Genomic DNA, 6,285 nt, shown 5'->3' with positions numbered 1-6,285 from the left:
TGCGCCCCTTGTCCGGACGCTCCTGCGCTACTCGCCAGCGAATGACGGCGGGGGCGCCCTCACCCCCGCCCTCTCCCCGAGGGCGAGGGAGCACGACACGCCCGCCGGAAGGGCAGTCCGCTCCCGATCCCGTCCCCTCTTCTGCCGTGTGGCCGGGCTGAGCAGCGCAAGGAAGCCCGCAGGGCCCCGGACTTCGGCACGCCTTTCTTTTGGCTACTTTTCTTTGGCGAAGCAAAGAAAAGTAGCTCGGCCGCCGGGCCGAGACCCGGCTCGCCACGAAAGAAAAAACCTCACGACAAAGAAACCAAGATCAGAAGTGAATCCCCCGCATCATCTGCTGCATAGCCACAGCTTCCGCAGACAGTTGCGGCTTCGCCCCCTTCTCCCCCTTCGCCGCCGACGAATCCGGGAACATGCGAAAGCTCGTGTTCATCACGATCTGCGCCACCCTCGGCACCATGGCGTGCATAACCAGGCCGGGGATGCCCCGCCGGGGCGCCATGCGCCCCCGCTTGGAGAGTCCGGCCGGCGCGATCATGTCGGCCGCTTCCTCGGGTGAGAGCGTCGGCACGTTCTTGTAGATCTGGGTTGGCGCGATCATGGGCGTGCGCACCAGCGGCATGTTGATGGTGGTGAAGCTGATGCCCTGGTCGGCGAATTCGCTGGAAGCGCAGCGCGTCCAGGCGTCCAGCGCGGCCTTGCTCGCCACGTAGGCGCTGAACCTGGGGGCGTTGGTCAGCACACCGATGGAGCTGATGTTCACCACATGGCCCTTGCGCTTGGCCACCATGCCGGGCAGCAGGCCCATGGTCACGCGCAGGCAGCCGAAGTAGTTGAGCTGCATGGTGCGCTCAAAGTCGTGGAAGCGGTCGTAGCTGCCTTCGATGGCGCGGCGGATCGATCGGCCGGCGTTGTTGATGAGGAAATCCACGCCGCCGTGGTTGGCCACCAGCAGTTGCACGAAGCGATCGGCGTCCGCCATGTCGGCGATGTCGGCCGGGTAGGCGATGAACTCGTAGCCTTTGTCTTGGGCTTCCTTGCACGCTTCGTCGAGCTTGTCCTGGTCGCGCCCGCAGATGATCGTGGTGGCACCGGCTTCGGCGAACTTGTGCGCCGCCGCCAGACCAATGCCCGAGCTGCCGCCGGTGACGAGCACCACCTTGCCCGCCACGGTGCCCTTGAGGCTGCGGTCGATGTGCAGGTCGGGGTCGAGGTGGCGTTCCCAGTAGTCCCACAGGCGCCATGCGTAGTCCTTGAAGTTGGGGCACGCAATGCCGCTGCCCTTGAGTGCGGCGAGTGTGTCGCGGCAGTCGAAGCGCGTCGGGTAGTTGACGAAGGTCATCATCTCCTCGGGCAGGCCGAGGTCTTGCATGATGGCTTTGTAGACGCGGCGCACCGGCGCCAGCGCCATCAGGCCCTTCTTGACGCTCTTGGGAATGAAACCCATCAACGCCGCGTTGATGAACAGGTTCATCTTCGGCGCGTGCGCGGCCTTGCTCAGGATGTCGAGCACGTCGCCCACGCGGTAACCCATCGGGTCCACCAGGTGGAAGCACGCGCCGCTGCTGCGTTTGAGGTGGCTGATGTGGTCGAGCGCATCGACCACAAAATCCACCGGCACGATGTTGATGCGGCCCCCCTCCAGACCCACGCTGGGCATCCACGGCGGCAGGATCTGGCGCAGGCGCTGGATCAGTTTGAAGAAGTAGTACGGCCCGTCGATCTTGTCCATCTCGCCGGTCTGGCTGTCGCCCACCACGGCGGCGGGACGGTACACGCTCCACGGCACCTTGCATTCCAGGCGCACGATCTTTTCGCTCTCGTGCTTGGTCATGAAGTAAGGGTGGTCCAGGCCCTCGGCCTCGTCGAACATGTCTTCGCGGAACACGCCTTCGTACAGGCCGGCTGCGGCGATCGACGACACGTGGTGGAAGTGACCCGCGCCGATGGCCTTGGCGAACTCCACCGTGTTGCGCGTGCCGTCCACGTTGACCGCGATCTGGCTCTCGGCATCGGCCTCCAGGTCGTACACCGCGGCCAGGTGGTAGAAGTGGTCGATCTGGCCCTTGAGTGCTTTGGTCTCGTCGGCTGAGACACCCAGCTTCTTGCTGGTGAGGTCGCCAAACACCGGGACCGCGCGTGCGGCGCTCACGCCCCAATACTCCCGCAGCCCCGCCACCTTGCCTTCGCTTGCTTTGCGGATGAGGAAGTGCACCACCGCGCCCTTGCGCTGGAGCAGCTTGCCCACCAGGCGCTTGCCGATGAAGCCGGTGGCACCGGTGACGAAGTAATGCATGAAGGTCTCCTGGAACAGATGGTGTGTGAGCAAGGCGAAACGCCTGCCATTCTTGTCCACGAAGCGGCGCGCCCCATTCCGCAAAAACCCGCGTACGCCGCGCCGGCATTAGTCTTGCGCCCCTACACAGGGCGCAGGGCCAGCACGTACAGTGGCTGCACTCAGGCCCCCGGCCTGTCCATCCATTTCAATCCACAGGAGCACCTCATGGTCAAGAAGATCCAGAAAAACGGCAGCGACAAGCAGGCATCCGCCCAGGCGTTCAACTCGCCGCTGTCCGGCGCCATCAAGGATTCGGCCCAGCAGATCTGGCTGGCCGGCCTCGGCGCTTTTTCCAAGGCGCAGGAAGAGGGCGGCAAGGCTTTTGAGTCCCTGGTCAAGGAAGGTCTGTCGATCCAGCGCAAGACCCAGGCCGTGGCCGAAGAGCGCATTTCGGAAGCCACCAACAAGGTCAGCAGCATGGCCACCGACATCTCCTCCAAGGCCTCGGGCCAGTGGGACAAGCTCGAGTCGATCTTTGAAGAGCGCGTGGCCAAGGCCCTGAACAAGCTGGGCGTGCCCTCCGCGCGCGACGTGGACGCGCTGATCAAGCGCATCGATGCGCTCAACCAGCACGTGCAGCAACTCGCCGGCAAGGCCCCCGCCAAGACCGCGGCCCGCAAGGCCGCACCGGCCAAAAAAGCCGCTGCAGCCAAGAAGGTCGCGGCCAAGCCTGCCGCCCGCAAGACCCCCCGCAAGGCCGCCACGGCGTAAGCGCCTTGAGGCCTGACGGCATCACTTCAAACAGGGGCGTTCGCGCCCCTGTTTTGCGTCTGTGCCCCATGCTGCAACGCAGCACTTTCGGCCACACCCGCGGTCTACACTCAAACGCATGACGACTCCGCGCGCAGCCCACCCCGAGCCCTCTCAACGGCCAGCAAAAAGTCGTTCGGTCCAGGCAGCGCGCCCCCGCATCGCCCTGGCCCTGGCCGGAGGCGGACCGCTCGGTGCCATCTACGAAATCGGCGCACTCTGCGCACTGGCCGACAGCCTGGATGGCCTCGACCTCAACCGCTGCGACCACTACATCGGCGTGTCCGCGGGTGGCTTCATCGTGGCGGGCCTGGCCAACGGCATGACGCCTCGGCAGCTTTGCGAGGCCTTCATTGAAGATCGCCAGGGCATCGACCATTTCGACCCGGCCTGGCTGCTCAAGCCCGCCTGGGCCGAGTTCGGCAACCGCCTGCAGCGCCTGCCGGGTCTGTTGGGCAGCGCTTTGTGGGCCTGGGGTGTGCAGGGCAAGGACTTCACCAATGCATTCGAGCGGCTGGGCGCGGCGCTCCCCACGGGCTTGCTGGACAACGAAGGCATCCACCAACAGATCGAGCGGCTGTTCAGCCAGCCCGGGCGCACCAACGACTTTCGCCAGCTGCGCGCCCGCCTCACGCTGGTGGCCACGCAGCTCGACACCGGCGAGGCCGCGCCTTTCGGCAAGGCCGGTTGGGACCACGTGCCCATCTCGCGCGCCATCCAGGCCAGCGCCGCCTTGCCCGGCCTGTTCCCGCCGGTGGAAATTGACGGTCAACACTATGTGGACGGGGCTCTCAAGAAAACCCTGCACGCCACGGTGGCGCTGGACGAAGGCGCGGGGCTGCTGCTGTGCCTGAACCCGCTGGTGCCGTTTCGAGCGCACGCGGTGGGCGAGCAAACCGATCACATTCCTTCGTTGGTCGAAGGTGGGTTTCCGGCGGTGATGAGCCAGACCTTCCGCTCCATGATCCATTCGCGGCTGGAGCTGGGCATGAAGAACTACGAGCGCCTGTACCCCGGCAGCGACATCGTGCTGATCGAGCCCGACCAGCGCGACGCCAAGCTGTTCACCGCCAACACCTTCAGCTACCGCCAGCGTCGCGAGCTCGCCGAACACGCCTACCAGCAGACGCGCAAGATGCTGCAGGAGCGCCAAGCCGAGCTGGCGCCCAAGCTGGCGCGCCACGGCGTGACGCTCAACCAGGCCTCGCTGCGCAACACCGACCTGCGCTTGGTGAACGAGCCGTCGGTGCCCGCCCAGACAGCGCTGGGCCGGCAGCTGCATGCCACCCTGGATGACCTGCAGCGCCAGCTCGGCACACCGGCCCTGGGCCGCTGAGCGCCATGGCCAAAAAAGCCCCGCGCCGCACCGCCGAGCGCATCCTCGAGGTCACGCTCGAACTCTTCAACCGCTTCGGCGAGCCCAACGTGTCCACCACGCTGATCTCGGCCGAACTCGGCATCAGCCCGGGCAACCTGTATTACCACTACCCGGCCAAAGACGAGCTGATCAACTCGCTGTTCGAGCGCTATGAAAAGGCGCTGGGCGAACTGCTGGGCGCCAGCGAAGGCGTGCGCAATGTGGAGGACGCCTGGTTCTTCCTGCACTCGCTGTTCGAGATCATCTGGGAGTACCGGTTTCTCTACCGCGACCTCAACGACCTGCTCTCGAAGAACCGCATGCTGGAGACGCATTTTCAGGACGTGCTGAAAAACAAGACACGCGCCATCCGCCACCTGCTCGCGGCCCTCGGCCGCCACAGCGCGGTGACGATGGACGCGCGCGAAATGGAGCCCACCGCCGACTGCATGGTGGTGGTGCTCACGTACTGGCTGAGCTTCGAGTACGTGCGCGATCCGCGCCACGCGCTGGAGCCCGACAACGCGCAACAGGCGCTGATGCGTGGTGCCTACCATGTGCTCAACCTGCTGGCGCCCTACCTGGAGAGCTCGCAAAGGCAGCACCTGATCCATCTCACAGCGGCTTACAGCCCCAGCGCCTGACGCACGAGGAGACAACGATGGACAACTGGACACCTTTCCCCTGGACCTTGAACCCCCGGTTCGACGCCACCCACCTGCAGCGGCAGTGGAGCCGCCTGCACATGGGCGACGCCGAGCCCTGGCCCGAGCGCGCCGATGTGCTGGCGGCCTGGGTGCTGTTTCACAACGGCGAGTTTCAGCGCGCCACCATCGAGGGCCTGGCCCTGGGTGACGCCGGCATGAACGTGGCCAACAAGGCCACCTGCATCTACGCCAACTACCTGGAGCCACGCGAACACGCCCGCCAGCAGCTGCTGCTGGAGGCAGCGACCCGTGCCGAAGCCCTGCAAAAGCGCGAGCCGAACAACGCCGGTGCCTGGTACTGGCAGGCCTACGCGCTGGCGCGCTACAGCCAGTGCATCAGCGTGGCCAAGGCGCTCACGCAAGGCCTGGGCGCCAAGATCCGCCAGGCGCTGGAGACCACCATCGCGCTGGCGCCGCGCCATGCCGACGCGCACCTGGCACTGGCCGGTTACCACGCCGAGGTGATCGACAAGGTGGGTGCGCTGGTGGGCGGCATGACGCACGGCGCCAGCAAGGACGCCGGTCTGGCGCTGTACCAGAAGGCCCTGGCGCTCAACCCCGACTCGGCCGTCACGCTGTCCGAGTACGCCAACGGCCTGATCATGCTGGACGGCCACAAACGCATGGACGAAGCGCGCCACCTGCAGGACCGCGCCGCCGCGGTGCAGCCGCTCGATGCGATGGAGCAGCTGTATGTGGCGTCGGTTCGGCTGGTGCTGGAAGGCTAGACCCAGCTGGCCGCCAACACCGGCGTGAGCGCCGCGCGCTGGTCTTGCGAGAGCGTGATCTGCCCGGGTGGCGGTGGACTGAAAGCCGCCATCGCCTGCACCAGCTGATCCACCTGGTTTGACAGCAGTGTTTGCCCGCCGCTGGTCTCGAACGCATCGATGTGCAGCGGCGTACTGGCGTACCAGCTGTTGAGCCGCACCGTGTCGTCGGTGCCGATGATGCTCACCTCCAGGTTCGTGTTCACGCGGCGGAATCACAGCTGGTCGATGTTGATGCCCTCAAGGAACTGCAGCGTGTCTTGCGCGGTCAGGCCCGCATCGGCTGTGTAGTCGGGGTTGTGGATCTCGTCGCGCCCGTCGCCCCGCCCGAACAGGTAGGTGTCGGAGCCTGCGCCCCCGTTCAAG

The 6,285-nt window shown here is 65.9% G+C and carries 6 protein-coding genes; 4 read left to right on the top strand and 2 right to left on the bottom strand.

Features of this window, described 5'->3' with window-relative positions; genetic code table 11:
• Positions 1-310 precede the first annotated feature (310 nt).
• Positions 311-2,296 carry an SDR family oxidoreductase gene (locus ACN4F8_RS18270; protein WP_419474876.1) on the bottom strand — a complete coding sequence of 662 codons (1,986 nt, stop codon included), beginning with the start codon at positions 2,294-2,296 and terminating at the stop codon, positions 311-313.
• Positions 2,297-2,503: 207 nt separating this feature from the next.
• Here ACN4F8_RS18270 and ACN4F8_RS18265 point away from each other — a divergent pair, with 207 nt between their 5' ends.
• From ACN4F8_RS18265 to ACN4F8_RS18250, 4 genes are all read left to right on the top strand, one after another.
• Entirely contained in the window at positions 2,504-3,049 is a 546-nt protein-coding gene (locus tag ACN4F8_RS18265) for a phasin family protein (RefSeq protein WP_419474875.1), read from the top strand.
• Positions 3,050-3,167: 118 nt separating this feature from the next.
• Positions 3,168-4,424: a patatin-like phospholipase family protein gene (locus ACN4F8_RS18260; protein WP_419474874.1), complete on the top strand. Its 1,257-nt coding sequence runs from the start codon at positions 3,168-3,170 to the stop codon at positions 4,422-4,424.
• A gap of 5 nt (positions 4,425-4,429) precedes the next feature.
• Positions 4,430-5,089, top strand: coding sequence for a TetR/AcrR family transcriptional regulator (locus ACN4F8_RS18255; protein WP_419474873.1), 660 nt, complete (start codon positions 4,430-4,432; stop codon positions 5,087-5,089).
• 17 nt (positions 5,090-5,106) lie between these two features.
• Entirely contained in the window at positions 5,107-5,880 is a 774-nt protein-coding gene (locus tag ACN4F8_RS18250) for a hypothetical protein (RefSeq protein ID WP_419474872.1), read from the top strand.
• Here the strand turns inward: ACN4F8_RS18250 and ACN4F8_RS18245 are convergent.
• Positions 5,877-6,125 carry a calcium-binding protein gene (locus tag ACN4F8_RS18245; protein ID WP_419474871.1) on the bottom strand — a complete coding sequence of 83 codons (249 nt, stop codon included), beginning with the start codon at positions 6,123-6,125 and terminating at the stop codon, positions 5,877-5,879. The genes ACN4F8_RS18250 and ACN4F8_RS18245 overlap by 4 nt on opposite strands.
• Between the last annotated feature and the right edge of the window lie 160 nt (positions 6,126-6,285).

Origin of the sequence: Hydrogenophaga sp. (assembly GCF_048549895.1) — a bacterium.
Lineage (GTDB): Bacteria > Pseudomonadota > Gammaproteobacteria > Burkholderiales > Burkholderiaceae_C > Hydrogenophaga.
The sequence above is the reverse complement of the archived record's forward strand: the minus strand, read 5'-3'. Positions and strand labels throughout refer to the sequence as shown.

Coding starts and splice junctions, on each gene's coding strand:
- ACN4F8_RS18270 (WP_419474876.1), bottom strand. CDS start 2,296: ATGCATTACTTCGTCACCGGTGCCACCGGCTTCATCGGCAAGCGCCTG.
- ACN4F8_RS18265 (WP_419474875.1), top strand. CDS start 2,504: ATGGTCAAGAAGATCCAGAAAAACGGCAGCGACAAGCAGGCATCCGCC.
- ACN4F8_RS18260 (WP_419474874.1), top strand. CDS start 3,168: ATGACGACTCCGCGCGCAGCCCACCCCGAGCCCTCTCAACGGCCAGCA.
- ACN4F8_RS18255 (WP_419474873.1), top strand. CDS start 4,430: ATGGCCAAAAAAGCCCCGCGCCGCACCGCCGAGCGCATCCTCGAGGTC.
- ACN4F8_RS18250 (WP_419474872.1), top strand. CDS start 5,107: ATGGACAACTGGACACCTTTCCCCTGGACCTTGAACCCCCGGTTCGAC.